This window comes from Herbaspirillum autotrophicum (assembly GCF_001189915.1).
GTDB lineage: Bacteria > Pseudomonadota > Gammaproteobacteria > Burkholderiales > Burkholderiaceae_D > Herbaspirillum > Herbaspirillum autotrophicum.
This window is the reverse complement of the sequence record NZ_LFLS01000056.1, coordinates 1-21817: the sequence shown is the minus strand read 5'-3', so window position 1 is coordinate 21817 and position 21817 is coordinate 1. Positions and strand designations below refer to the sequence as shown.

At 59.5% G+C, this 21817-nt stretch carries 22 protein-coding genes; 13 read left to right on the top strand and 9 right to left on the bottom strand.

Features of this window, described 5'->3' with window-relative positions:
- Nucleotides 1-130 precede the first annotated feature (130 nt).
- The gene (locus AKL27_RS25945) at nucleotides 131-631 is read left to right on the top strand and encodes a TPM domain-containing protein (protein WP_050465800.1); all 501 of its coding nucleotides are present in this window, start codon (nucleotides 131-133) and stop codon (nucleotides 629-631) included.
- 63 nt (nucleotides 632-694) lie between these two features.
- Entirely contained in the window at nucleotides 695-1717 is a 1023-nt protein-coding gene (locus AKL27_RS25940; RefSeq protein ID WP_050465799.1) for a diguanylate cyclase domain-containing protein, read from the top strand.
- 29 nt (nucleotides 1718-1746) lie between these two features.
- Here the strand turns inward: AKL27_RS25940 and dacB are convergent, their stop codons facing one another.
- Nucleotides 1747-3186 carry a D-alanyl-D-alanine carboxypeptidase/D-alanyl-D-alanine endopeptidase gene (dacB, locus tag AKL27_RS25935; protein ID WP_050465798.1) on the bottom strand — a complete coding sequence of 480 codons (1440 nt, stop codon included), beginning with the start codon at nucleotides 3184-3186 and terminating at the stop codon, nucleotides 1747-1749.
- Nucleotides 3187-3368: 182 nt separating this feature from the next.
- Here dacB and AKL27_RS25930 point away from each other — a divergent pair, with 182 nt between their 5' ends.
- Together AKL27_RS25930 and AKL27_RS25925 are read left to right on the top strand one after the other, a co-directional pair.
- Entirely contained in the window at nucleotides 3369-3704 is a 336-nt protein-coding gene (locus tag AKL27_RS25930) for a YnfA family protein (RefSeq protein ID WP_050465797.1), read from the top strand.
- Between the two features lie 19 nt (nucleotides 3705-3723).
- Entirely contained in the window at nucleotides 3724-4905 is a 1182-nt protein-coding gene (locus AKL27_RS25925) for a diguanylate cyclase (protein ID WP_157057115.1), read from the top strand.
- 153 nt (nucleotides 4906-5058) lie between these two features.
- On the opposite strand, the gene AKL27_RS25920 is transcribed toward AKL27_RS25925, so the two are convergent.
- Complete coding sequence (locus tag AKL27_RS25920) at nucleotides 5059-5241, bottom strand: hypothetical protein (protein ID WP_050465796.1); 183 nt, start codon at nucleotides 5239-5241, stop codon at nucleotides 5059-5061.
- A gap of 750 nt (nucleotides 5242-5991) precedes the next feature.
- Here AKL27_RS25920 and mgtA point away from each other — a divergent pair.
- Nucleotides 5992-8754, top strand: a complete 2763-nt coding sequence (gene mgtA, locus AKL27_RS25915) for a magnesium-translocating P-type ATPase (protein ID WP_050465795.1) — start codon at nucleotides 5992-5994, stop codon at nucleotides 8752-8754.
- 82 nt (nucleotides 8755-8836) lie between these two features.
- Here mgtA and AKL27_RS25910 read toward each other — a convergent pair whose 3' ends face one another.
- From AKL27_RS25910 to AKL27_RS25900, 3 genes are all read right to left on the bottom strand, one after another.
- Nucleotides 8837-9487, bottom strand: a complete 651-nt coding sequence (locus AKL27_RS25910) for a DUF1345 domain-containing protein (RefSeq protein WP_050465794.1) — start codon at nucleotides 9485-9487, stop codon at nucleotides 8837-8839.
- Nucleotides 9488-9578: 91 nt separating this feature from the next.
- The gene (locus tag AKL27_RS25905) at nucleotides 9579-10052 is read right to left on the bottom strand and encodes a SecDF P1 head subdomain-containing protein (RefSeq protein ID WP_157057114.1); all 474 of its coding nucleotides are present in this window, start codon (nucleotides 10050-10052) and stop codon (nucleotides 9579-9581) included.
- Nucleotides 10049-10267: a hypothetical protein gene (locus AKL27_RS25900; RefSeq protein ID WP_050465792.1), complete on the bottom strand. Its 219-nt coding sequence runs from the start codon at nucleotides 10265-10267 to the stop codon at nucleotides 10049-10051. The genes AKL27_RS25905 and AKL27_RS25900 overlap by 4 nt, the downstream gene beginning before the upstream one ends.
- 246 nt (nucleotides 10268-10513) lie before the next feature.
- Between AKL27_RS25900 and AKL27_RS25895 the strand changes: the two genes are divergently transcribed.
- Nucleotides 10514-11206: a phosphonate utilization associated transcriptional regulator gene (locus AKL27_RS25895; RefSeq protein WP_050465791.1), complete on the top strand. Its 693-nt coding sequence runs from the start codon at nucleotides 10514-10516 to the stop codon at nucleotides 11204-11206.
- 27 nt (nucleotides 11207-11233) lie between these two features.
- A complete protein-coding gene (locus tag AKL27_RS25890; RefSeq protein ID WP_050465790.1) occupies nucleotides 11234-12046 on the top strand; it encodes an inositol monophosphatase family protein in 813 nt (270 codons plus the stop codon).
- On the opposite strand, the gene AKL27_RS25885 is transcribed toward AKL27_RS25890, so the two are convergent.
- Complete coding sequence (locus tag AKL27_RS25885) at nucleotides 12024-12752, bottom strand: DUF2325 domain-containing protein (protein ID WP_050465789.1); 729 nt, start codon at nucleotides 12750-12752, stop codon at nucleotides 12024-12026. The genes AKL27_RS25890 and AKL27_RS25885 overlap by 23 nt on opposite strands.
- Nucleotides 12753-13076: 324 nt before the next feature.
- On the opposite strand from AKL27_RS25885, the gene AKL27_RS25880 reads away from it, so the two are divergent.
- Nucleotides 13077-13649, top strand: a complete 573-nt coding sequence (locus AKL27_RS25880) for a hypothetical protein (RefSeq protein WP_050465788.1) — start codon at nucleotides 13077-13079, stop codon at nucleotides 13647-13649.
- 15 nt (nucleotides 13650-13664) lie between these two features.
- On the opposite strand, the gene AKL27_RS25875 is transcribed toward AKL27_RS25880, so the two are convergent.
- Entirely contained in the window at nucleotides 13665-14459 is a 795-nt protein-coding gene (locus AKL27_RS25875) for an AraC family transcriptional regulator (protein ID WP_050465787.1), read from the bottom strand.
- Between the two features lie 99 nt (nucleotides 14460-14558).
- On the opposite strand from AKL27_RS25875, the gene AKL27_RS25870 reads away from it, so the two are divergent.
- Nucleotides 14559-15761, top strand: coding sequence for an MFS transporter (locus AKL27_RS25870; RefSeq protein WP_050465786.1), 1203 nt, complete (start codon nucleotides 14559-14561; stop codon nucleotides 15759-15761).
- A gap of 6 nt (nucleotides 15762-15767) precedes the next feature.
- Here the strand turns inward: AKL27_RS25870 and AKL27_RS25865 are convergent, their stop codons facing one another.
- A complete protein-coding gene (locus tag AKL27_RS25865; RefSeq protein WP_050465785.1) occupies nucleotides 15768-16454 on the bottom strand; it encodes a GntR family transcriptional regulator in 687 nt (228 codons plus the stop codon).
- Nucleotides 16455-16531: 77 nt separating this feature from the next.
- A complete protein-coding gene (locus AKL27_RS28015) occupies nucleotides 16532-16735 on the bottom strand; it encodes a hypothetical protein (RefSeq protein ID WP_198156093.1) in 204 nt (67 codons plus the stop codon).
- Nucleotides 16736-16788: 53 nt separating this feature from the next.
- Between AKL27_RS28015 and AKL27_RS27340 the strand changes: the two genes are divergently transcribed.
- The 4 genes from AKL27_RS27340 to AKL27_RS25845 form a co-directional block, all read left to right on the top strand.
- Nucleotides 16789-19488 carry an AMP-binding protein gene (locus AKL27_RS27340; RefSeq protein ID WP_083439307.1) on the top strand — a complete coding sequence of 900 codons (2700 nt, stop codon included), beginning with the start codon at nucleotides 16789-16791 and terminating at the stop codon, nucleotides 19486-19488.
- Between the two features lie 93 nt (nucleotides 19489-19581).
- Entirely contained in the window at nucleotides 19582-20637 is a 1056-nt protein-coding gene (gene dctP / locus AKL27_RS25855) for a TRAP transporter substrate-binding protein DctP (protein ID WP_050465784.1), read from the top strand.
- Nucleotides 20634-21203, top strand: a complete 570-nt coding sequence (locus AKL27_RS25850) for a TRAP transporter small permease (protein ID WP_050465783.1) — start codon at nucleotides 20634-20636, stop codon at nucleotides 21201-21203. The genes dctP and AKL27_RS25850 overlap by 4 nt, the downstream gene beginning before the upstream one ends.
- Nucleotides 21204-21211: 8 nt before the next feature.
- On the top strand, nucleotides 21212-21817 hold a 606-nt coding region (locus AKL27_RS25845), incomplete at its 3' end, for a TRAP transporter large permease subunit (RefSeq protein ID WP_157057116.1).

Genomic DNA, 21817 nt, shown 5'->3' with positions numbered 1-21817 from the left:
TCATCATCGGCAGCGTGCTCAGCCAGGCCGGACGTGGTGGCAGCGGTGGCGGCGGCGGTTTTGGTGGCGGCGGCGGATTTTCGGGCGGTGGCGGCGGCTTTGACGGCGGCGGCGCCTCGGGAGACTGGTAATGAACAAATTCACGCGTATCCTGCGCCATCTGGGTAGTACCTCCGGCAACGCACGCCGCCTGTTCCCGGCGGCCACGCTGCAAGCCATACAAAATGCCATTGCCGCCGGCGAACAACATCATCGGGCGGAAGTGCGCGTGATCGTCGAAGCCGCCCTGCCCTGGTCATCGCTGTGGGCAGCGCAATCGGCGCGCGCCCGTGCGCATGATCTGTTTGCCCGCTATCACATCTGGGATACCGAAGAAAACTGCGGGGTCCTGCTGTATATCAATCTGGCCGATCACAAAGTCGAAATTGTCGCCGATCGCAGTGTCGGCCGCACCTTGTCGCGGGACGACTGGCACGCCATCTGCCGCCGCATGACCGCCGGCTTTGCCGAGGGTAACTATCACGACGGCGCCATGGCAGCGTTGCAACAACTCAACGATTTGCTGACGCAACACTTCCCGCTCAACGGAATGCAACACAACGAGATTTCAAACCGGCCAATTGTGCTTTAATATCGACTAATTGCGACCGGGCAAGTGTGCCGTCCGGCAATCCAGATTGACGAGAGGATAAACATGACATTATCCGGTTCCGGCGGAGCAGATCGTATCTTCGACATGGCGGCACACGATTACACCATTACCGTGCTGCTGGTTGACGACCAGATGCTGGTCAAGGAAAAGATCAGGCTGGCATTGCAGAAGGAAGCCGACATCGACTTCCATTACTGCGCTGACCCGGCGGCAGCGCTGGCAGCAGCACTGGAATGCAAACCTACCGTGATATTGCAGGATCTGGTGCTGCAAGACGCCAGCGGCCTCGATCTGCTGGCGCAATATCGCCACCATCCGGCGCTGGCCGACATCCCCGTCATCATGTTATCCAGCACCGATGAACCGGCCATCAAGAAACAGGCTTTCGTCGGCGGCGCCAATGACTATGTCGTGAAATCCTACGACACCATTGAACTGATCGCCCGCATCCGTTATCACTCGCGTTTTTACATCAATCTGCTGCAACGTAACGCCGCCTATGCCGCTTTGCGCGAAAGCCAGCAACTGCTGCAAGAAAAAAATGCGGAACTGGAGCGGCTGACCAATACCGACGGCCTGACCGGAATTGCCAACCGCCGTTACTTCGATGACTATCTGGCCGCCGAATGGCGCCGGGCGCAACGCGAGCAAGCGCCGCTGTCGCTGCTGTTGATGGATGTCGATCATTTCAAGCGTTACAACGACAAGTATGGACATGTCGCCGGCGACGATGTATTGCAGGAAGTGGCTGCGGCTCTCGATAGCGTTTCCCGACGCCCGGCCGACCTGGCCGCGCGTTACGGCGGCGAAGAGTTTGCGCTGATTCTCCCCAACACCACGGTGGAAGGAGCATTGATACTGGGCGAAAAGATGTTGCAGGTGGTGCTCAACCTGCATATCCCGCATGCTGCTTCCACCACGCATCAGTGGATCACCATCAGTATCGGTGCGGTCTCGCTGATCCCCTCCGCCACCGATACCCCCATCGACCTGATCGAACGTGCCGATGCCTGCCTGTACCGCGCCAAGGAAAACGGTCGCAATCAGGTGGCAGCGGACCTGTAATCCGCTGGCAGCCACTGCTGCCCGGCCGCTCAGCCATTTTCGTAGACCCATTGCAGCAATGCGTCCTGGGCTTTTTGCCCTTGCGGCGCATTGGCGTGATTGATCAGACACACCACCACGTAGTATTTGCCGGAAGCCGCCTGCACAAAGCCGGCAATCGAGCGCACATCATTGAGCGAGCCAGTCTTGATATGTGCCTGACCGGCCACGGTTTTCTGTTTGAGGCGCTTGCGCATGGTGCCGTCGTAGCCGACCAGCGGCATTGACGCCAGAAACTCCGGCATCAACGGCGACACGAACGCCGCATTCAGTATCCGGCCCAGCGTCGCCGGCGCGATACGTTCATTGCGCGACAGCCCGGCACCGTTTTCAATCACCAGATCATCAGCCGGCAAACCCTTGTTGGCCAGCCAGGTTTTGATCACGCTGGCACCGCGCGCCACATTGCCCGGTTGCTGCGTCACGTCGGCGGCAATCGTCAACAACAACTGCCGCGCCATGACGTTGTTGCTGTACTTGTTGATGTCGCGGATCACTTCCGGCAATGCCGGCGACTGCCATTGCGCTACCAGACGGGCGTCCGGGGCCGCGTTGGCGTTGACGACAGTGCCGTCGAAAGTACCGCCCAGTTCCCGCCACATCTGCCGGAACACGGCACCGAAATACTGGGTGCCATTCATTTTCCACGGATGGATGTACCAGATCTTTTCTCCGCAGGCGGCGGAGAAACTGCCATTGAAGCGCGCGTCGGCGGGGCCGATATCAGCCTGCAGCGCGGTTTGCCAGTCATTGCAAGTGCCGTTCGCCAATCGCGGCGCAGTCACGGTGTAACCCGCCAGCGGCGGTTCCATGCTGACCGCCACCTGACCGTTGGCCGGATCGGCGGCAAAGCGCACGGCGATACTCTTGTAATTGAGCAGCAAGGCATCGGGGCCGGCGTTATAAGGTTTTTGCGGATCGCCATCGAATTGCGACGGGTCATACAGCGTGTCTTCGAAAATGCTGCGGTCGAGTTGCAGATTGCCGCGGATATCGCGCACCCCGCTGGCCCGGATCTGGCGCAGGAACATCCAGAAATTTTCCATCACCAGCTTGGGATCGCCGCTGCCCTTGATGCTCAGATTGCCCTGCAACACACCCTTGTCCAGCGTACCGTCGACATACGCCTGGGTTTTCCAGCTATAGGCCGGGCCGAGCAATTCCAGCGCGGCATCGGTCGTCACCAGTTTCATGACCGAGGCCGGATTGAAGGCCTCCCCGGCGTTGGACGACAACATCACTTTATTGCCGCCGCCGGCCTCCTGCACGAACACGCCGGCATTGCGCACCGGAATCCGGGCCTGCTTCAAGGCATCGGCCACCACCGCCGGCAACTCTTGCGCCTGGACCTGAGTGATTGCCATATCGCTGCCTGAGGCCGCTACTGCAAACACGGCAACAACCGTGAAAAGATTTCGGAAAATCGACATGAGGGAATCTGTATTCGGAGTGTAGGGAGAACGCATCTGACGCCGCTGCCGGCGAAGCGTTCCCGGATTATATCTTGCGCCATGAACGGTTTGTCTCATCATTGCCGCTCGCCGCGCCGCGCCGGCACTGGTATGCTTGCAATACATTCCCGCCTTAACCGCTCGCCTGACTGTCTCGCTTTATGGATGCCGCAAAAACACTCGCCTTGTTCGTCATCACGGCATTGGCCGAAATCATCGGTTGTTATCTGCCCTATCTGTGGCTGAAAAAAGGCGCGTCGGTATGGTTGTTGTTGCCGGCCGCGATCAGTCTGGCCTTGTTTGCCTGGCTGCTGACCTTGCATCCGGCGGCTGCCGGCCGCGTGTATGCGGCTTACGGCGGCATCTATGTCTGCGTCGCCATGCTGTGGTTATGGCTGGTCGATGCGATCCGCCCCAGCAGTTGGGATATTGCCGGCATGTCCTTGTGCCTGGCGGGCATGCTGGTGATCATGCTGGCACCCGGCGTCACTGACTGAGTTACCACCCCACATCCTCATGCCTCTTCCGAAAACCGCCCGCAAGAAACATCCACGCGATGCCGATTCGGGCGCATCGGCGTCGTCCGGCCAGGAACGACGGGCAGACGCCACCCACGAAACAGAGAACAGCGCCGACAGCGAACTCATCGGCAAAGGCGTGCGCTTCGTCAAACGCATTTACACCTTGCGCGTCATCGGCTTGGGCATCGGCTTTTTCTGCGTGGCTGCGGCCTTTCTGCAAAATCCGGTAGCCTGGCCGTGGTGGGCGCTGCTGGTCTTTCACGGTTACATCTGGCCGCACGTGGCCTGCCAATGGGCATTGCGCAGCAAGATCCCCTATCGCGCCGAACGCCGCAACCTGCTGATCGATGTCGGTATCGGCGGCCTGTGGGTGGTTGCCATGCAAGGCAACCTGATTCCCAGTGCCGTGATTCTGGCCATGCTGTCGATGGACAACATCGGCGCCGGCGGCATGCGTCTGTTCCTCAAAGGCCTGATCGTCAGCGCTCTGGGATTTGCGGTTGGCTGGCTGCTGTTCGGTTTTCAGTTTTCACCGATGTCGGACCTGCACACCATCATCGCCTGCCTGCCGATGCTGGTGCTGTATCCGCTGGCGCTGGGCAAATCCACTTATGACATGTCCAAAAAACTGGCGGAGCGCTCACGCCAGTTCGAAACCGTCAGCCAGCAAGACGGCTTGACCGGACTGTTGAACCGCCGCTACTGGGAAACACAACTGATCAGCGAGTTTCGCGCTTGTCATGACAACGGCCAACAGGCATGTCTATTGTTACTCGATCTCGATCACTTCAAAAACATCAACGATACCTACGGCCATCTGATCGGCGACGAAGTATTGAAGAATTTTGCGCGCCTGCTGCAATCCAATCTGCGCACGCAAGACGTGATCGGTCGCTACGGCGGCGAAGAATTCGTGGTGATCCTGCGCAATACCGGTCTGAACGAAGCGATCAGCGTCTCGACTCGCCTGATTGAACAAGTGCGACGCCAGCGCTCGCAAAAGAATACCTTGTGGGGATGCACGCTGAGCGCCGGACTGGTGCCGTTCAGCAAGGAGATGGAAGTCCATTTTGCGTGGTTGCAGCGCGCCGATCATGCGATGTACCGCGCCAAGGACAAGGGACGTGACTGCCTGAACGTGGAAGAAATCCCGGTAAGCACCGCCGGCAGCAACTGAGAGGAAGGCAACAGATTATCGGCCCGGCGGCCGATGCGCCGTACCGGAACCAAGGCGGAACGGCCGGTGAAAAACGAAGTCATGAGGACTTCCACCGGCGCTCCAGCCACCGCCGCGCAACTTCGATCCGCGGCGAACGAGCAAGAAAGCTCGTTAAATTAGTACTGGCAGAACCTCCAGCACCAAAAGCGCCAACAGTGCCCCGCCTACGGCACCGAACGTCCGCAACAGCGTCCGTATGAATTTGGATGCCACCGGTACTTCGCCGAACACCAGAAATCCCGCGAGCACCATGGGCAGAAAAAAGACCAGATTGTTTTCGATCAAATTGGACATACCCTGTCTCCTTCATCTGTCTTGTGGTTTGAGTATAGGACGCCCCCTCTATAAAACAAGGTCGGACTTGCCGCGCCACCGCTGAATGCCATCGTGCAGCGCCGCATACGGCCGTCGTGGCCGCGCAACCACGGTGTCAACAGCACACGGAATTGCCTTGACCCGGTCAGAAAGCGAAGAGTAGAATCGGCCCGTTCTTATTTTATGGAGTCCCTTTCATGGGCACTTGTTCGAGTGACAGTTGTTGCCGGAAAATATCCGGCTAGCCTCGGCAAGATCACGCAGGACTTCTCTTCCTGCCGTCATCTCGCTACAGGCGGGTGATGGCATTACGGTATGTCGCCAGCGGCGCTATCGTACTACTCCCCTTACAACACAAAATTTTGCTGCCGCGCTGACGCGAAAATGATGCATTGCATCAACTTTTCGTTTCTTTTCGTGACGCCGCGACGCCGATTGCTGCCCGCCTGCATCTTGCAGACCGGCCGCTAACCGGCGTGGGGCCTTGCCATTGTTGCAATGCCAGGATGCGCGCGCAGCATCAGACGAACAATGACGATGACAGGGACTTCGCCCATCGGACCAAGCGGAGTCAATCATGTCAAAAGAAAAACCGTAAACCTTGTCATCGGATTGTCAGGGGAAATAGTTACAGTTGGGAGCCTTTGCATTTCCCTCCGGTAAAACGCGCATCCATCCGGGCCACACCCACGGTGTCTCCCGCACAGCAAAGAAGAAAAGAGCATCACAATGAATCTGAACCTGTTGAAAGAAAGCTTCGTCGGCTTCATCCGCGCGCGCGGCATGGGCCGGCATTTTGATCGCCTTGGCATGGACATGTTCCGCAGCGCACCGCTGACCAAGGAAGTCCCGCAAACCCTGGCGCAAAGCCTGCTGGCCTCGTCGCAAGCTGATATCGAGCAATTGCTGCAACAACTGCACAGCCGTCCGGACGGGCTGACCGAGCAGGAAGCGGACGCCATCCGCCTCGAAGTCGGTCCGAATGAAGTCGAACACGAAAAGCCGCTGAGCTGGTGGGTGCATCTGTGGCATTGCTACAAGAATCCATTCAACCTGTTGCTGACCGTGCTGGCTGCCGTCTCCTACGCCACCGAAGACATGAAGGCCACCATCGTCATCGGTTCCATGGTGGTGCTGTCGACCATGATGCGTTTCATTCAGGAATCGCGTTCCAACAACGCCGCCGACAAGCTCAAGGAAATGGTCAGCAACACCGCCACCGTGGTGCGGCATGACATGGTGCAAGACATTGCCGCCGAAGCGCAGCGCTATTTCGACGTCACGCTGCATCCCAAGGGCGCCAAGCGCATCGAACTGCCGATCAAGAAACTGGTGCCCGGCGATATCGTGCAACTCTCGGCCGGCGACATGATTCCCGCCGACCTGCGTCTGCTGTCGGCCAAGGACTTGTTCATCAGCCAGGCGGCGATGACCGGCGAGTCGCTGCCGGTGGAAAAGTTTGTCGTCAACCGCAACGTCGATGCCAGCAGCCCGCTGGAACTCGACAATCTGTGCTTCATGGGTACCAACGTCGTCAGCGGCTCGGCCACTGCCGTGGTGGTCACTACCGGCAAGCGCACCTATTTTGGCGCACTGGCCGAGCGCGTTACCGCCACCGACCGCACGCCGACGGCCTTCCAATCCGGCGTCAACAAGGTCAGCTGGTTGCTGATCCGCTTCATGTTCGTGATGACGCCGATCGTCTTCTTCATCAACGGTTTCACCAAAGGCGACTGGGTCGAAGCGTTCCTGTTCGGCTTGTCGGTCGCAGTCGGTCTGACACCGGAAATGCTGCCGATGATCGTCACTTCGACGCTGGCCAAAGGCGCGGTGGCCCTGTCGCGCAAGAAAGTCATCGTCAAGCGGCTCGATGCGATTCAAAACTTCGGCGCCATGGATGTGTTGTGTACCGACAAGACCGGTACCCTGACGCAAGACAAGATTTTCCTGGAACGCCATACCGGCATTCTTGGTGAGCCGGACGATGAAGTCCTGCAATACGCGTATCTGAACAGCTATTACCAGACCGGCCTGAAGAACCTGCTCGACGTCGCCGTGCTGGAACATGCCGAACTGCAGCGCGAAATGTCGATTGCCTCGGCCTATCGCAAGGTCGATGAAATTCCGTTCGACTTCCAGCGTCGCCGCATGTCAGTGGTGGTCAGCGAACGCGAAGATCACCATGAACTGATCTGCAAAGGCGCGGTGGAAGAAATCGTCTCGATCTGTACCCATGCGCGTACCAACGGCCAGATCGTGCCGCTGACACCGGAGTTGCTGGCTGAGATCAAGGAAACCACCTCCGGCCTCAATGCCGAAGGTCTGCGCGTGGTGGCAGTGGCCGCCAAGGATTTGCCGCCGACCAAGGAAACCTACAGCCTGGCCGATGAATCGGATCTGGTGCTGATCGGTTACATCGCGTTCCTCGATCCACCGAAGGAATCGACCGAACCGGCACTGGCAGCGTTGCGCCAGCACGGCGTCACGGTCAAGATTCTGACCGGCGACAATGAACTGGTGACAGCCAAGATCTGCCGCGAAGTCGGACTGGAAGTTGAAGGCATGCTGCTCGGTTCGCATGTGGAAAAAATGACCGATGCCGAGCTCAGCGTGGCGGTGGAAAAAACCACCGTGTTTGCCAAGCTCAGCCCGACCCACAAAGAACGCATCGTTCGCGTCTTGCACGACAAGGGCCACGTAGTCGGCTTCATGGGCGACGGCATCAACGATGCACCGGCCTTGCGCGCCGCCGATATCGGCATCTCGGTTGATACCGCAGTCGATATTGCCAAGGAAGCGGCGGATCTGATCTTGCTGGAAAAGAGTCTGATGGTGCTGGAAGAAGGTGTGCTGGAAGGCCGCAAGACCTTTGCCAACATGCTGAAGTACATCAAGATGACCGCCAGCTCCAACTTCGGCAATGTCTTTTCGGTGTTGATCGCGAGCGCCTTCCTGCCGTTCCTGCCGATGTTGCCGTTGCATCTGCTGGTGCAGAACCTGTTGTATGACGTGTCGCAAATCTCGATTCCGTTCGATAACGTCGACAAGGAATTTCTGGAAAAACCGCAGCGCTGGAATCCGGCGGAAATCGGTCGTTTCATGGTGTTCTTCGGTCCCATCAGCTCGATTTTCGACATCACGACATTTGCGCTGATGTGGTACATCTTCGGCGCCAATTCGGTCGACCATCAAACCCTGTTCCAGTCGGGCTGGTTTATTGAAGGCCTGTTGTCGCAAACGCTGATCGTGCACATGATCCGCACCCGTCGCATTCCGTTCTTCCAGAGCCGTGCCTCGTGGCCGCTGATGGGCATGACCTTCATCATCATGTGTATCGGGATCATCTTGCCAATGTCGTCTGCGGCGCATTACTTCAAGCTGCAGGCCTTGCCACTGACCTACTTCCCGTGGCTGATCGTGATCCTGATGGGTTACGCAGCGCTGATCCAGGTCATGAAGTCGTGGTACAGCAAACGGTATGGCTGGCAGTAATCCGGACGGCAGCAGCCAATGAAAAACGGGAGCCTCGGCTCCCGTTTTTCATGTCACCGCGAGGCGGCCAATCCGATTGTTTTCACCCCGCCAGACCGGCGGCAATATTGATCGACAACCCCAGAATCGCCGCATTGAAAATGAAGCCGATCACCGAATGCGCGAGCACTGCCTTGCGCATGGAACGGGTAGCCACTTCGACATCGGAAGTTTGCACAGCGACGCTGATGGTGAATGAAAAATAAAGAAAGTCCCAATAGTCGGGATTCTTTTCCAGTTCAGCGAAACGCAACGGCAAGGCCTCGTCATCGGTGTTGTAAAACAGACGGGCATAGTGCAGCGTAAAAATGGTGCCGATCAGAAACCAGGAACCGAGCACCGTGGAACCGGTAAAGGCATAGCGCCATAGTTTGTATTGCGTATCATGACTGCCGGCACCGGCCAGCTCCATGATGATCGCCACCAGACTGGCGACGGCGGCGACGCACACCAGCATCAATACCGCTTGCGCACTTTCATCTTCCTTTTCGGCCAGCTGCCTGACATCCCCGGCTTTGGCCCGGATCATCAAAAACCAGATGGACAGCAGATAGACCCAGACGCCGGCATTCCAGCCAATCAGCAAACGGGTGACGGGCGCGCGGTCGGCCAGCACCAGCGCCACGATGACACCGACAATGATCGCCACCAGCAAGCGCGGATGGACCTGAACAATACTGCGGACAATGGACATGAATTAAGGTCTGGGCCAGAAGTTGATTTTCTCAAACCTTAACATGCTTCCTGCCGCCGTTGCTGACGGCTACCGCATGCGCCGCATCGGTTCACGGTTTGCCGGTAATGCCACGCGCCACTTGTTGCGCCTCTTCCAGCGACGCCAGTCCGGTAACGGCAAAACGGTTGCCGCCCAACAGGCCGGTGACCAGCGGCGCGGTGATCACGACACCGTCGACCACCACTGCCATGCGCTGATTTTGCAATACCCGGGCCGCCTGCGCAAAGCGGATGGTGCCGGTTGGCGTGAGATCCAGCGTGACGGTCACCAGCCCGTTGAGATCTTTTCTGGCTTCAGCTTTGGCAATATCGCTGTTGGACAGCAATACCTGCGGCGCCAGATAGACGTCCGGGCCGCCGTCCCGCACTGCAGCCTGACGCCAGCCGGCTTGCGCGCTCAGACTGGCGGCATGCAGTTCGAATGGCACCGCCGATTGGGAATGGCCGCTGGCGCAGGCGGTCAAGCCGGCCATCAGCAGCAACGCGGTACAGGTTCGTTTCCAGAATAATCCGCCAGCGTTCAAAACTCCTGCTCCTTCAATGACCGTGCCGCCCGTTCGCGGGCCCCTTCCAGCGCCTCGGCCTGCGAGCCGAACAGACCGGCCGGAATGAAGGTCTCGGCGATTTCGGGTTCCCGCGTCAGGCGGACGAATACTTGTGCTTCAAAGACGCCGTCACTTTTCTCGACTGCATCGTAACGGGCGATGTGGGTTCCACTTTGCAATACATTTTCTGCCATGATATCTCCTTCCATCAAGAAACAGCAGTTGGACTGCCTGTCGCCGGACAGGTTCGGCGCTTCCCGATTTTCAGTGCTTGTCCTACCCGCTTGCGTGCGTGTGACAACGACAATTCTATGTGAATTGCCTGTCAGACAGTCAATCCGTGCACTTGCCGCGTGCTTTTATGCAGCCCGCAGCGCGATCAGGCGTTCCTGCCGTTAAAATGGCAGCTATCCAATCATCCGCAAGCCGCCCACCACATCATGGAAAAACTCAGTCCGATCCAGCTTTTGCAATCCAGCTCCCTGCCCATGCTGGTACAGGAAGAAATGGAAAAAATGATCTTGCAAGGCGACATCGTGGTCGGCGGCCGGCTCAACGAGGCCGATCTGGCCCAGCATTTCGGCATCAGCCGCGGCCCTATCCGGGAAGCGTTCCGGGGACTGGAAGAATCGGGACTGGTGCGGCAGGAAAAAAACCGTGGCGCCTTCGTGCGTGAGATTTCGGTCACCGAAGCCGATGAAATCTACGATGTGCGCGATGCCCTGGAAGAGTTGATCGGCCGCAAGCTGGCAGCCAACATCACGCCGGCGCAACTGGCCGAACTGCAACAGCAGGTGGAACAGATCGAACAGGTCGGCGTCAGCCAGGATGTCACGCGCTATCATCTGCTCAATCTGCAATTCCACGATACGCTGGTCAGCTTCACCGGCAACCGCAAACTGATCGCGGTGTATCGCAAGCTGACCAAGGAATTGCTGCTGTTTCGCCGGCGCGGTCTGGCGGCCGGCGGCGGCATGCTTGTCTCAAGCGATGAACACCGCGCCATTTATGAAGCCATCGCCGCGCGCGACACTGATGCTGCCGGCAACATGCTGCGCCGGCATTCCGAACTGAGTCGCGCCCGCATGCATCGCGCCGTCGAAAATCAGACTGCCGCTGCCACCACTGCCTGACCCCCTCATCTTCAGGATCGCGTCCCCATGTCATCCGCTCAGCCCCGTACCGAAGGTTTCACCAAACCGATCACTCCCGCACAACTGAGCGAGTTTTCGGCATTCATCGACAAGCTGGTCAAGATCAGCGGCGCCATCATCGGCCGCCATTATCTGAGCGGCGTCGCCGTCGATACCAAGTCCGATCAGTCGCCGGTCACCGCCGCTGATCGTGACACCGAGCAGGCGCTGCGCGCTGCGATTGCCGCCAGTTACCCGGACCATGGCATCATCGGCGAAGAGTTCGGTCCGCATCAGCAAGATGCAGACTATTGCTGGGTCATCGACCCCATCGATGGCACCAAGGCCTTCGTCACCAATTGCTATATTTTCGGCACGCTGATTTCGCTGATGCATCAGGGCCGTCCGATACTCGGTGCCTTGCACAGCCCGCTGATGAATCATTTACTGCTCGGCTCATCGGCTGGCACCACACTCAACGGCAAGCCGGTACGCATGCGCAGTTGCGCCAGCATTGAACAGGCGATGCTGCTGGCGACCGATCACTGGGATATTTTCAAGTATCACGACGGTCCGGCATTCGAGAAATTATCGCGGCAGGCCCGTCTGTATCGCGGCTGGGGCGATTGTCACGGCTATTTCCAGCTGGCCACCGGCGGCGCCGACATCATGCTCGATCCGATCCTGAAGATCTGGGACATCATGTCGTTCATCCCCATCATCGAAGGGGCCGGCGGCCGCATCACCGACTGGCAGGGCAACAGCCCGATCGGCGCCAGCGCGATTGTCGCCACCGGCGGTGCGATTCATGATGCCGTCATACGGGCGTTGAATCCCTGAACGCATCCATCGGCGATTCATCCGACGGACGGCCCGGCGCGGCCGAAGAGGCCGGCGTGCTGTGAATGCGGACGATGCGCACGCTGTCAGGCTGCGCTGCCACCACACATGCCTTGCCGGTACGTTTGCAATGGTCCTGGACGCGCCAGTAATCACCATGACTCAGGCAACCGGTCTGGCAAATCACGAGATCGGCGGCGACCAGGCTGGCTTCCAGATCGGCCAGGTCATCAACGCCGGCCGTGCTCATTGATTCGGTGACGGCCGTGGCATCGCGTTCGGCGGCACAGGTGCTCTTGCTCTGCGCAGCCACGCACGACGGCATTTCGTCGGTGGCCGGCATGCGCGCGAATGCTTGCGACGGAATTTCCTGCGGCCTTGCCTGCCAGCGCCAGTACAGGCATTCGCGCATCAATTCCTGAATCCGGTTGGACATGCTGTCGACCCGGCGTACCAGCGCCTGTCGCTTGGGCAAACCCGGCAGGCTGGCCTGCAGCCGCGCCTGATCTTCTCTGGCAAATGCCAGCGTCGTATCGCGCACCACGACGGTGGCGCGCACTTTCATCAATTCCGCCTGCAGTTGCCGGATCTCGGCGCGCTGGCGATCAAGTTGTTCGGTGCAACGTTTCTGCAATGCGCCGTACTGCCTGCATAACAGCAGATGTTCGTGTTGCAGCCGTTCAACATCGTCTGAAGCGTGGTTCATGGGGTGCTCCCCGGGAGTGAGACCGACCATCTGAGAACAGAGCCCGGCACTGCCGGGAACGCACGAAGGGAGAGAAAATCAGCCATCGAAGCCTCCTGCAATCATGACAAGGGAGCAAATTATAAATGAGAATTATTGTTATTTGTTGATATATGCCAAGTCTCCCTGCTGCTCACAGGGGTGTTCCGCTGGCAGCATAAAATCCGGTGTCGCTTGATCTGGCGCAAACAGCCGTAGACAATGACAAGCGACAATAATGACAACCCGGTGGCCGGCACTGCGCGTGGCGACCATTCATCAAAAGCATGAGGAAGGAATAGCAATATGGCTTGGAAAAGCATCGCGGTACTGTTGTTGGGGCTGGCATCACTGAACGGCTGCGAACGTTCCATCGATACCCGGCTGGCAGCACAAGCGGCAGCCGAACAGGCTCTCGGCGTTACGCCGCAAGTCTTTGCCGGCAAATTCAACACGACGCTGAGCGATGTGCTGGCGCGCCGGCCGGAACCAGACGCGGCCCGCATGGCGCCGCTGTATGCCATTGACCCCAACAATCTGCACGCCGGCGACAAACAACTGATGCTGGAAACGCATGTCGGTCCGTCGTCGACCACATTGCTCGGCACGCTGGCGAAAAACGGTGAACTGAAAACCATCGGTGCGCTGCTGGCCGAGCGTTCCCAAGCGGCCAGCGGTGAGTTTTTCATCTGCGCCGAAACCATCGCGCAAGTATTTGCGCCGGATGCTGCCGCTACCCTGCCGGCGCTGATCAAGCGACTGACCAACAATGCCGTGAACAATCCCGGCCAGCGGCTGACGGAAGTGGTATCGGGCCGCCTGCTGTCGGCGGAAATCATTCCGCAGGGCTTGCTGTTTCAGGTCGAGCAGGTTCAGTAATCTGACCGGTACTTCTCAACCCCTGCTGCTTTGATCGGCAAAATAGCGCGCCGGCGATTTGCCGGTGGCTTTCTTGAACATCGTGATGAACGCGCTCACCGATTCATAGCCCAGATCGCCCGACACCAGTTGCACCGACATGCCGCCGGCGAGTCGCTGCAGCGCCACCAGCAGATGCAATTGCTGCCGCCAGCGACCAAAAGTCATGCCGGTTTCCCGTATCAGCAAGCGCGCCAGCGTGCGCTCACTCATTGCCACTTGCGTCGCCCATTCGGCAATCGTGTAGCGATTGGACGGATCGGCCATGAGTGCCGCAGCGATGCGCCGCAAACGCTTGTCGCGTGAAATCGGCAAATACAGTTGCGCAGTCGGCATCTGTTCCAGCTCATCAAGCAGTACCGCCACCAGCCTTGCAGTTGGCCCGGTCGTCGCGTAATCCTGCGGCAGCGTGGCCAGGCGCTGAATCAATTCCAGCAGCAACGGCGTCATCCTGAGCGTGCAGCATTGATCCGGCAGTGCCGCGACATCCGGTTCGACAAACAGGAAGCAGAGGCGACCGTTGGCCGATACCTGATTGCGGTGCATCAGGCCACCCGGAATCCATACCGCACAGTGCGGCGGTACCAGCCACAAGCCATCCGGCACCTTGCAGGTCACCGAACCGTGCAACGCCAGAATCAACTGCCCTTTGCGATGCTTGTGTACGGTCGACTCGCTGTCGTTGTCACTCACTTGCAGGCGCAAGGCTACCGCCGGTTGCAACAGCAGGTCGGGATCGAAACTGGTCAGCGACTCAAGCAGGGAAGACATAGGATTTGACTGTTTTCAGATATATTTTGTCAGAATATCCAAATTCTTCTTCACCACCAAGGCGTAAAGTGAAATCATCAAAATAATTCGAGATTTTTCATGCCATCCCATCACAAATCTGCCATTCCGGCCACGCCGCTGCTGCTGATCATCGGTATTCTGCTGATCGCCAGCAATCTGCGGGCGGCGGTCACCGGCGTCGCGCCGCTGCTCGATACCATCCGTCACGACTTCGGTCTCAGTTCCGGCAATGCCGGCATGCTGATTACCTTGCCGCTGCTGGCATTTGCAGCAGTGTCGCCGTTTGCTGCCGTGCTGGCACGCCGCTTCGGTCTGGAACGCTCACTGTTCGCGGCATTGCTGGTGATTCTGGCCGGCATCGTGCTGCGCTCGACCGGTTCGGTGGCGGCGCTGTACATTGGCACCGGCATCATCGGCGGCGGCATCGCCATCGGTAACGTACTGTTGCCGAGCCTGCTGAAACGCGACTTCCCGACCCGCATCGCGACCATGACGGCAGTGTATGCCTTGACCATGGGGGTGGCGGCAGCGCTCAGTTCGGTGATTGCCATTCCGCTCGCCACCAGCACCGGCTGGCCGTTGGCGCTGGCTTCTTGCGGATTGCTGGTAGTGGTCGCGCTGGTGTGCTGGGTGCCGCAATTGCGCAAGCACACCGCCCCTGCCGCCAGCACCGCCACCGAGGCACATGGCGGACGCATCTGGCATTCGCTGCTGGCCTGGCAGGTCACGCTGTTTCTGGGATTGAATTCGTTTGTTTACTACGTGGTGGTCAGCTGGCTGCCGGCGATTCTGAACGACGCCGGTTACACCCCGGCGCAATCCGGGTCGCTGCACGGCTTGCTGCAAATGGCTGCTGCCGTCGCCGGTCTGGCGCTGATGCCGTTGCGCCGCATGAAAGATCAGCGTGCAGCCGCTTTCGGCGCCTCCTGCATGGCGCTGGTCGGGATTCTCGGTTTGCTGTGGGTACCGCAATGGGCGGCATTCTGGTGCGTGTTGTACGGTCTCGGCTCCGGTGCCACCATCGTTCTCGGCTTGTCGTTCGTCAGTCTGCGCGTCAACAGCGTGCAGCAAGCGGCGTCGCTGTCGGGCATGGCGCAGACCGTGGGCTATCTGCTGGCGGCAGTGGGCCCGACCCTGATCGGCGCGATCCACGACCGCGTGCAAAACTGGACCGCGCCGCTGCTGCTGTGCGCTGGCGCTGCCGCACTGATGGCCCTGTGCGGTTTGTTTGCCGGCCGCAATGTGCACATCCCCACGCCATCAGCACTCGCGGCGCGCTGAAGCCGCTCAGGAAACGCCGATTCCCTTTTCCACCGCACGCGACAGGATGAACACGTAATCGGCGAATTCCGGACGGTGAATATCCAGATGCAAAAACATCAGGTCGGCAGCGACTTCGCCCTTGCCGGCCTTGATCGCTTCCGCAATCGCCACGTGTTCATGCGCAGTAGAATCGCGCCGCCCGGCCACCCGGTGAATATGCTCGCGGTAAGGCGCAGCACGCCGCCGCAATTGCTTGGCTGAATCTTCCAGCAAACGGTTGCAACTGCCGGCATAAATGATTTCGTGGAAACGTTTGTTGGCCGCCGAATAGACGCTGGAGTCATCATCTTTGGCGGCCGCTACGGTATCGGCCGCCGCCTGCAGCAAGTGCACCACTTCATGCGGTTTCATGCGGCGCGCAGCCAGCCGCGCCGAAGCCGACTCCAGCACCGCCAGCATTTCAAACAATTCAAACACGCTCGCCAATGAAATCTGCGCGACGAATACGCCCTGGCGCGCCCGGTGTTCTGCCAGACCATCAGCCACCAGACGCCCGAGCGCTTCGCGGATCGGTGTGCGGGATACCCCGTAAATCGCCGCCAGCTGGCGCTCATCAAGGCGCTCGCCGGGCGGATAGGTGGCGTTGAGAATATCGGCTTCAATGGCGCGGCTGATGCGGTCGGCTTGCGAGACGCTTTCTTCTTGGGACATGGCATCTTTCCATAAATGACCCGCGCATCATACCGTACTTCCCCTCCGGTTCGTCCAGAGCTGCCATCTGGCATATTTTAAAAACCACAAACAAAACCAAAATATAATTCTGGTATACCAAAAATAATAATTGGTATATATTTCATCGCAAGCGTTCCCGGCTTCGATGCAGATAATCTGGCCGGCACTTTTGAATATCTGGAAAACAGCGGCAACAGCAGGCTTTTACCGCGTTTGTCCGGCAACTGGAAAAATGCCTGCGACAACGCTGTCGTCAACACAATAAAAATTCTGGCATACCAGAATAAAGATACGTAAAACCAAGGAGGAGACCTTGTCTCAAGCAAGCTTTACCGGCGCCACGGCGGAATCGCGTCTGGCCGCCCTGTTCGATCCCGATTGCCGCACGCCGCTGATATCGGCTTCGCACCTGAAAATGATGCGCGGCAATGTCGCCGGCCGCCAGGTACTGGCCGTCGCTACCGATCCGCAAGTGGATAAAGGTGCCGTGGGCGTGGCCGAATGCAGCGATCTGCGTCGCGCCGTTCAACTGGCGCAAGAAACCGGTGCGGCACTGGTGTTACTGATCGATTCGGCCGGTGCGCGCTTGTATGAAGGCTTGCCGATTCAAGGCGCATTGCGGCGGTTGATGCGCGAATTGCTGGATGCCCGGCTGGATGGATTGCCGGTACTGGCGCTGCTCGGACGCAATGTGTTCGGCGGCGCCAGCATGCTGGCGCAAGCTGCCAGCCAACGCTGTTATGCGCCGGCCACGCTGCTCGCCATGACCGGCCCGCGTGTACTGCAACAAGGTGGCGACGCCTACGCCACCGTGATCGCCGCCATCGATGGCAATGCCCGCAGCCACTGCGGCATCACTGCCAATTCCGAACAATTGCTCGACGACACGCCCGGCACCTATACCGCCGCGCTGCAGCGCTGGGTCAGCCGGCTCGGCGACAGCGCCGCGCCGGACCTGGATGCCGAACGCCGGCAACTGGCGCAACGCCTGCAAACCACAACGCTGGTCCCGAATGCCGACATGATCTTGACCGGCGCCACCCTGCGCTGCCACGGTCAGATACCGGCAGGTTGCGCCGATGCCCTGCGACTGGCGGAAATGATTGATGCCGCCGGCCCCGGCGCATTGCAACTGCAACTCGATTACAACGGCCACAGTACCGCGCTCGCCGACGAGCGCTTGCTGCTCAGCCAGTATCTGGCGCATCTGGCGGCCTCGATCCGACGTCGCGTGCGGCGCGGCCATCCGGTTCACCTGCACATCAATGGCCCGATTTCCGGTGGCATCTACATCGCCGCCGCCGGCGCTGCGTCCAGCGTCGTCATGACCCCCGGCAGCAGTGTGCGCACCCTGCCGCAATCGGCGCTCGACGACATTCTGGCACGGCCGGCCGGCATTGACGCCGCCGCCGACATCACGCTCGAGCGCTATCCCGAACTCGGCCTCGCCGACACCATTTCTACGCTACCCGTCACTGCCATGAACGCCAATATTTTCGCTACCTTTGAACATATCGCCCGGGACGCCGGCGAGGCCGTCTTTATCGAAACGCCGGAGGCACAAACCCTGAGTTATGCCGGCATGCTGGCGCTCACCGCGCGCTATGCGAATGCCTTGCAAAACCTCGGCGTCAACCCCGGTGACCGGGTCGCGGTACAGGTCGACAAGTCAGTAGAAAATTTCTGCCTGTACCTGGCAACCTTGCGCATGAGCGCCATCTACCTGCCGCTCAATACTGCCTACCATCCGAATGAAGTGCAGTATTTCATGCAGGATGCCGCACCGCGCATCTTCATCTGCACCCCGGCCAACCTGGCCGCGCTGAGCATACTGGCCAGCGCCAATGGTGTTGCCCATACCTTCAGCCTGGCCGACGATGGCAGCGGCAGCTTTATCGATTACGTCGCAGCAAACACGACCGCCGGCGCCGGTTTCGATACCGCGCATGCCAACGCCGACGACGTCGCACTGATCATCTATACCTCCGGCACCACCGGCCGCCCCAAGGGCGCCATGCTGACGCACGCCAATCTGCTCAGCAATGGACGCGCCCTGACCACACTATGGGAGTTCGGCAAGAACGATGTGCTGCTGCATGCGCTGCCGCTGTTTCATGCGCATGGCCTGTTCATTTCCAGTCACTGCGCCTTGCTGTCCGCCAGTCGCATTTTGTTCTTGAAAAAATTCGATGCCGCGCAAGTCGTGACACTGCTGCCGTGCGCCACCGTCATGGTCGGCGTGCCGACCTTTTATTCGCGACTGCTGGCGCAAGCTGGCTTCAACACCGCCGCGGCTGCCGGCATGCGCTTGTTCATTTCCGGTTCGGCGCCCCTGCTGGCGGAGACCAATCATGAGTTCAGTCAACGCAGCGGCCATGTAGTGCTGGAGCGCTATGGCATGACCGAATCCGCCATCATCAGCTCCAATCCGTGCAGCGGTGAGCGCCGTATCGGTGCGGTCGGACCGGCCATCGATGGCGTGGAAGTGCGGATTGCCGATACCGATGATCGTCCGCTCGGGGCCGATACCGTGGGCGGCATCCAGATTCGCGGCAGCGGCGTCATGAAAGGCTATTGGCGCAATCCTGAAAAAACCGCACAGGAATTTACCGCCGATGGCTGGTTCCGCACCGGCGACCTCGGCACCCTCAGCGCCGACGCTTACCTGACCATCGTCGGCCGCGCCAAGGACCTGGTGATTTCCGGCGGCTACAACGTCTATCCCAAAGAAGTGGAAATGGCCATCGATGCCCTGCCCGGAGTGATCGAGTCAGCCGTCATCGGGGTTCCCGACCGTGACTTCGGCGAGGCCGTCAATGCCGTGGTGGTATGCAGCGACAGCACGCTCAGCGCACCCGACATCATCTTGTCGCTGAAGGCCCAGATGGCCAGCTACAAGGTACCCAAGCAAGTGCACTTCGTGACCGAGCTGCCGCGCAACGCCATGGGCAAGGTATTGAAAAACGTCTTGCGCGACATCTACGGCAACACCGCGCCGGCCAGGCAAGCCTGAGGCTGGCTGACTACGCCGGCGCAGTTTCCGGATCTTTTGTTTCAGGTATTTTTCCAACGACAGCAACCCACATCCATCGCAATGGAGGAGACTATGACACACACCATCAACCCTACCCGCCGTCTGCTGTGCACGTCGATGGCGGCGCTGCCGCTGGCCGGCGTCGCAGGCATGGCCGGCTTTTCTGCCAATGCCCTGGCACAAGGCGCCACGCCGTTCAAGATTTCGCATCAGTTTCCCGGTTCCACCGGCAATGAAGGCGACTTCCGCGACCGCTTGTGCCGCATCTTTGCGGCCGAAGCCGAGAAGCGTTCCGGCGGCGCATTGAAATTCAATGTCTATCCCGGCTCGTCGCTGATGAAAACCAATGCCCAGTTCAGCTCGCTGCGGCGCGGTGCGCTGGACATGAGCTTCTTCCCGATTTCCTACGCCGGCGGCGAAGTGCCGGAACTCAACATCGCGCTGATGCCGGGTCTGGTCACGACTTATGCGCAAGGGCTGGCCTGGAAGAACGCCGAGATCGGCAAGGCACTCAACGATTTACTGATCGACAAAGGCGCGATCCCGATCGCCTGGGTCTGGGAAAGCGGCAGCATCGCCGGCCGCAACGGCGCCGTGATTGCGCCGTCTGACGTCAAGGGCATGAAGATTCGCGGCGGCAGCCGGGAAGTGGACATGATGCTCAAAGCCGCCGGCTCGGCCGTGGTCACCCTGCCGTCCAACGAACTGTATGCCGCCATGCAAACCGGCGCCGTCGATGCCGTCATCACGTCATCCACCAGCCTGCTGTCATTCCGTCTCGAAGAAGTGGCCAAGCATCTCACCACCGGCCGCAGCGAATCGTTCTGGTTCATGGCAGTGCCGTTGCTGATGTCGCGCACGGTATTCGAAAAATTGCCGAAGGCGCAGCAAGATCTGATTTTGCAAATCGGTAATGAGATCGAAAAAATCGGACTCGACGCGGTCAAGACCGATGACCGCAACGTCGCCGCCGTGTACCAGAAAGCCGGCGCCAGGATTTATGATCTGGATGTCGCCACGGTACAGAAATGGCGCACCATCGCGCGTGACAGCGCGTGGAAAGACTACGCGTCGAAGTCGCCGAATTGCGCCCGCTTCCTGCAACTGGCTGAAAAGGTGAGCGCATGAACCTGCATCTCGATACCCTGTCCGGCACGCCGCCCGCGGCGCGCCAGAGCGGCGGCGTGCTGGATCTGGCCGAACACGCGCTGGGCCGCCTGAATCAGCTCATTCTCAAGCTGTCGATGCTGGCCCTGCTGGCCGCAGCCGTCATCCTCAGCGCCAGCGTGTTCTTGCGCTATTACCTGCATGCCCCGACCGACTGGCAAGATGAAGCCGCCGTGTTCCTGCTGGTAGGCGCCACCTTCCTGTGCGGCGCCTTCGTGCAACAGCAACGCGGCCATGTCGGCATCGAGTCGCTGGCCGGCTTGTTGCCGCCGTGGGCCAATCGCCTGCGGCAATTATTTTGCGATGTCATGTCGTGCCTGTTTTGCCTGTTCTTCGCGTGGAAATCATGGACGCTGTTTCATGAAGCCTGGGTCGATGGCCAGACCACTGCCTCGACCTGGGCGCCGCCGCTGTGGATTCCCTACGGTGTCATGGCGCTCGGCATGAGCCTGCTGGTGTTGCAATTGCTGGTGCAAACGCTGCGCCATCTGGCCACCGGGGCGCCGGCCAAAGGAGCATCAGCATGAGTTTCGATATGGGTACCGGCATGATCGGCGCACTGTACGGCTGCGGCACGCTGATACTGATGTTTTCCGGCATGCCGATTGCATTCGCACTGGGGTCGATTGCGGTCATTTTCATGTTCTTTTTCATGCCGGCTTCGTCACTCGATACCGTGACACAAAACGTGTATGAAGAAATGGCCAGCATCACTTTGCTGTCGATTCTGCTGTTCATCCTCAAGGGTGCCGCCATCGGCAAGTCGCGCGCCGGTGCAGATCTGTATTCAGCGATCCATGCCTGGATGCAGAAAATTCCGGGCGGCCTCGGCATCGCGAATGTCTTTGCCTGTGCCTTGTTCGCCGCCATGGCAGGTTCCAGCCCGGCGACCTGTTCCGCCATCGGCAGCGCCGGCATTCCGGAAATGCGGGCGCGCGGTTATTCACCCGGTTTCGCGGCCGGCATCATCGCTGCCGGCGGTACGCTGGGGATTTTGCTGCCGCCGTCGATCACCATGATCCTGTTTGCGGTCGCGGCTGAACAATCGCTGGGGCGCCTGTTCCTGGCCGGTGTCGGTCCCGGTTTGCTGCTGGTCGGCTTGTTCGCGTTCTATGCCGCATGGCGCTACAAGAAGGAATAC

Excerpts from the sequence above, each read along its gene's own strand:
- AKL27_RS25850 (WP_050465783.1), top strand. The coding sequence starts at position 20,634 with ATGAACCTGCATCTCGATACCCTGTCCGGCACGCCGCCCGCGGCGCGC.
- AKL27_RS25945 (WP_050465800.1), top strand. The coding sequence starts at position 131 with ATGAACAAATTCACGCGTATCCTGCGCCATCTGGGTAGTACCTCCGGC.
- mgtA (WP_050465795.1), top strand. The coding sequence starts at position 5,992 with ATGAATCTGAACCTGTTGAAAGAAAGCTTCGTCGGCTTCATCCGCGCG.
- AKL27_RS25865 (WP_050465785.1), bottom strand. The coding sequence starts at position 16,454 with ATGTCCCAAGAAGAAAGCGTCTCGCAAGCCGACCGCATCAGCCGCGCC.
- AKL27_RS25875 (WP_050465787.1), bottom strand. The coding sequence starts at position 14,459 with ATGTCTTCCCTGCTTGAGTCGCTGACCAGTTTCGATCCCGACCTGCTG.
- AKL27_RS25870 (WP_050465786.1), top strand. The coding sequence starts at position 14,559 with ATGCCATCCCATCACAAATCTGCCATTCCGGCCACGCCGCTGCTGCTG.
- AKL27_RS25940 (WP_050465799.1), top strand. The coding sequence starts at position 695 with ATGACATTATCCGGTTCCGGCGGAGCAGATCGTATCTTCGACATGGCG.
- AKL27_RS25880 (WP_050465788.1), top strand. The coding sequence starts at position 13,077 with ATGGCTTGGAAAAGCATCGCGGTACTGTTGTTGGGGCTGGCATCACTG.
- AKL27_RS25895 (WP_050465791.1), top strand. The coding sequence starts at position 10,514 with ATGGAAAAACTCAGTCCGATCCAGCTTTTGCAATCCAGCTCCCTGCCC.
- dacB (WP_050465798.1), bottom strand. The coding sequence starts at position 3,186 with ATGTCGATTTTCCGAAATCTTTTCACGGTTGTTGCCGTGTTTGCAGTA.
- AKL27_RS25910 (WP_050465794.1), bottom strand. The coding sequence starts at position 9,487 with ATGTCCATTGTCCGCAGTATTGTTCAGGTCCATCCGCGCTTGCTGGTG.
- AKL27_RS25885 (WP_050465789.1), bottom strand. The coding sequence starts at position 12,752 with ATGAACCACGCTTCAGACGATGTTGAACGGCTGCAACACGAACATCTG.
- AKL27_RS25925 (WP_157057115.1), top strand. The coding sequence starts at position 3,724 with ATGCCTCTTCCGAAAACCGCCCGCAAGAAACATCCACGCGATGCCGAT.
- AKL27_RS25890 (WP_050465790.1), top strand. The coding sequence starts at position 11,234 with ATGTCATCCGCTCAGCCCCGTACCGAAGGTTTCACCAAACCGATCACT.
- AKL27_RS25900 (WP_050465792.1), bottom strand. The coding sequence starts at position 10,267 with ATGGCAGAAAATGTATTGCAAAGTGGAACCCACATCGCCCGTTACGAT.
- AKL27_RS25930 (WP_050465797.1), top strand. The coding sequence starts at position 3,369 with ATGGATGCCGCAAAAACACTCGCCTTGTTCGTCATCACGGCATTGGCC.
- dctP (WP_050465784.1), top strand. The coding sequence starts at position 19,582 with ATGACACACACCATCAACCCTACCCGCCGTCTGCTGTGCACGTCGATG.
- AKL27_RS25920 (WP_050465796.1), bottom strand. The coding sequence starts at position 5,241 with ATGTCCAATTTGATCGAAAACAATCTGGTCTTTTTTCTGCCCATGGTG.